The sequence below is a fragment of the Magnetospirillum sulfuroxidans genome (assembly GCF_018224925.1).
In the GTDB taxonomy this organism is placed as follows: domain Bacteria; phylum Pseudomonadota; class Alphaproteobacteria; order Rhodospirillales; family Magnetospirillaceae; genus Magnetospirillum; species Magnetospirillum sulfuroxidans.
In genome coordinates, this window is the sequence record NZ_JAGTUF010000046.1 from 1 (window position 1) to 2450 (window position 2450).

Below are 2450 nucleotides of genomic sequence, written 5' to 3' on the forward strand. Positions count from 1 at the left end.
GCCGCGGCCGCGGCCGCTTCTTCCGCCAGCGCAGCGCCGGCAATGAACATGCTGCTCAACGCCAACCCGGCGCCGGCAACAACTTTCTTCAAACCTTGGTTCATGGGATACCCCCGAAACGGCCCAGCGTGTGATTTGGTGCCCGTTCTTCCCCTGGCAATCCCTGGGACGAACCGGCGATGGCCACTTCTTAAACAAGAAATGTGCCAAGCTGCGAAATCAACGCCTTAACCGCCTTCTCCTGTGAATGGGACAGACTTGGTGACTAATTCTTAAGCGCCCGCGCCCCGCGATGGTGAAATCGTGTGCACGTGTTTTCCTTCCGTCGGACGAGACCAGCCAGCTGCCGTTCAAGCAGCCACAGCTGTGCCCAGGGCATGCCCCAGATTATTTCGTCGCCGGAGCTGAAAATTACAGCGCCTCGGAATTGGCTTCACCGGTACGGATGCGGAACGCCTGGACGATATCCATGACGAACACCTTGCCGTCGCCGATCTTGCCGGTGCGGGCCGCCGTCTGAATGGCTTCGATGACGCGATCGACGATTTCGTCGTTGACGGCGACTTCGATCTTCACCTTGGGCAGGAAGTTCACCACGTACTCAGCGCCGCGATAAATTTCCGTCTGACCCTTTTGCCGGCCGAAACCCTTGACCTCGCTCACGGTCAAGCCTTGGACTCCCAGCGGAGTGAGGGCTTCGCGCACCTCGTCCAACTTGAAGGGCTTGATGATGGCCATGATCAGCTTCATCTCGTGGTCCCCTAAATCATATGGGCGGGCTTGTGTCCCCCGCCGGTTGATGGGCCGCAAGTCGCGTCGTCCGCGTTGCCTGCGTAAGGATATCCCCTTTCAAGACCCGTGCCGAAATGATGATTCCGCCAATTGCGCCGTTTTTAGGCCCTGCCGGCGCCGAGCCAACGGTGGATCCTGCCTAAAACATAGACACTTTCCCCCGGCCATGCCCGATTCATGCGCTGCGCCGCCGCCGGGCTTGCGATTTCATCGCGGCGATGGCACATCATGAATATGTCCACGCGAATGCCCCAGATCAACAGCCGAACCACCGCCAGCCTATCGGCGGAAATCCTTATCGTCGGCGGCGGCCCGGTTGGCGGCCTGACCGCCTGCGCCTTGGCCCAGGCCGGCATGTCGGTGCTGGTGGTCGAAGCCGCCGACCCGGCCGAACTGGCCCGTCCAGGCACCGACGGCCGTTCCATCGCCATTGCTTTGTCGGCCAAGCGGGTGTTCGACGGCGCCGGCGTGTGGCCGCTGCTGGCAGAAGAGGCGGGGCCGATCCTGCAAATCCGGGTCACCGACGGCGCATCGCCGTTGTTCCTGCATTACGATCACGATGCCATCGGCGACCAGCCCTTCGGCTGGATCGTTGAAAACACCATCATCCGCCGCGCCATCCATCATCGCCTGGGGCAATTGCCCAGTGCCCAGGTCATCGCCCCGGCTCGGGTCAGCGGCCTGACCCGAGATCGTGACGGCGTCACCGCGACCTTGACCGACGGCCGCACCATCCGCGCCAGCTTGGTTGTCGGCGCCGATGGTCGCGGCTCGACCGTCCGCCAGCTGGCCGGCATCGGCGTCCAGCGTTTCGGCTATGGTCAATCGGGCATCGTCACCACGGTGGCCCACGAAAAGCCGCATCAGGGTATTGCCCATGAACGCTTTTTGCCGTCTGGACCGTTCGCCATCCTGCCGATGACCGGCAACCGCTCTTCCATCGTCTGGACCGAGCGTCTGCATCTGGCCGATGCCATCATCGGCCAGAGCGATGAATCCTTCCTGGCCGAGCTTTCCACCCGCTTTGGCGATTTCCTTGGCCCGGTATCGCTGGCCGGCCCGCGTTTCCATTATCCCCTCACCCTGCAATTGGCCGATCGCGCCATCGCCGAACGGCTGGTGCTGATTGGCGATGCCGCCCACGGCATGCATCCGGTGGCTGGCCAAGGCATGAATATGGGCATCCGCGACGTCGCCGCCCTGGCCGAAGTGGTGATCGATGCGCGCCGGCTGGGTTTGGATATCGGCACGGCCGACGTCTTGAACCGGTATCAGCGCTGGCGCCGTTTCGACAACATGCTGATGCTGGGTCTGACCGATGTTTTGGTGCGGCTGTTCTCTAATGACGTGGCGCCGCTGAAGCTGGCCCGCGACCTGGGTCTGGCCGCGATTCAGGCCATGCCGGGGGCCAAGCGCTTCTTCATGAAGCACGCCATGGGCGTGGTCGGCGATCTGCCCCGGATGATGCGCGGCGAGGCGCTTTAACCGATTCGGCTGAGACCGTGATGCCTTGAATGCGCATCACGGTCTCAGTTTTGTTTGCCCCTCGCCAAGGCAACGCGCCTCTGATTAAAGGCGCGCCGCTTTAACAGGCTGCGGAAAAACCCTTTCATCTGAGGCTGCATCGTGATTCGCTTCTCCTGCTGAGTTCGGAGGGG

At 62.4% G+C, this 2450-nt stretch carries 2 protein-coding genes; one reads left to right on the forward strand and one right to left on the reverse strand.

What is annotated here, in order from left to right; all coding sequences use genetic code 11:
* Positions 1–411 precede the first annotated feature (411 nt).
* A complete protein-coding gene (locus KEC16_RS19530; RefSeq protein WP_211552083.1) occupies positions 412–750 on the reverse strand; it encodes a P-II family nitrogen regulator in 339 nt (112 codons plus the stop codon).
* Between the two features lie 270 nt (positions 751–1020).
* Between KEC16_RS19530 and KEC16_RS19535 the strand changes: the two genes are divergently transcribed.
* Positions 1021–2277, forward strand: coding sequence for a UbiH/UbiF/VisC/COQ6 family ubiquinone biosynthesis hydroxylase (locus KEC16_RS19535; protein ID WP_249209347.1), 1257 nt, complete (start codon positions 1021–1023; stop codon positions 2275–2277).
* Positions 2278–2450: the final 173 nt, after the last annotated feature.

Bases quoted from the DNA above. Each gene is read 5' to 3' on its own strand.
- KEC16_RS19530 (WP_211552083.1), bottom strand. From the start codon at position 750: ATGAAGCTGATCATGGCCATCATCAAGCCCTTCAAGTTGGACGAGGTG.
- KEC16_RS19535 (WP_249209347.1), top strand. From the start codon at position 1,021: ATGAATATGTCCACGCGAATGCCCCAGATCAACAGCCGAACCACCGCC.